Here is a 517-nt window from a genome sequence, read left to right as displayed (position 1 = left end):
AGAGGCTGACTGACTAGCACTCAATGAAGCGGACTGGCTAGCACTCACTGAAGCCGATTGACTTGAGCTCACCGATACAGATTGGCTCGAGCTCGCTGAGGCGGATTGACTTGAGCTTACTGAAGCTGATTGGCTGGTGCTTACTGAAACAGACTGACTTGCGCTCACTGACGCTGATTGGCTGGCGCTGGCTGAAGCGGATTGGCTAGAACTTACCGATGCAGACTGGCTTGCGCTGGCTGAAGCTGATCGACTTGCACTTGCTGAGGCTGATTGACTAGCGCTCGCTGAAGCAGACTGACTTGCGCTCACTGAAGCTGACTGGCTGGAGCTCGCTGAGGCTGATTGGCTCGAGCTTACTGAAGCGGATTGACTAGCGCTCACTGAGGCTGATTGGCTCGAGCTTACTGATGCAGACTGGCTAGTGCTTACTGACGCGGACTGACTCGAGCTCACTGATGCAGATTGGCTGGAGCTTACTGAGGCAGATTGGCTCACACTCGTTGACGCTGACTGA

1 protein-coding gene is annotated in these 517 nt (G+C 54.7%); it reads right to left on the bottom strand.

Annotated elements, in window-relative coordinates:
- Positions 1–517 (bottom strand): hypothetical protein (locus HMPREF1115_RS12025; RefSeq protein WP_002882713.1); only part of this gene is annotated, 517 nt, incomplete at both ends.

The sequence above is a fragment of the Streptococcus oralis SK610 genome (genome assembly GCF_000257455.1).
In the GTDB taxonomy this organism is placed as follows: domain Bacteria; phylum Bacillota; class Bacilli; order Lactobacillales; family Streptococcaceae; genus Streptococcus; species Streptococcus oralis_CB.
Note: the sequence above shows the minus strand (reverse complement) of the source record. Positions and strands in the feature narration are given on the sequence as shown.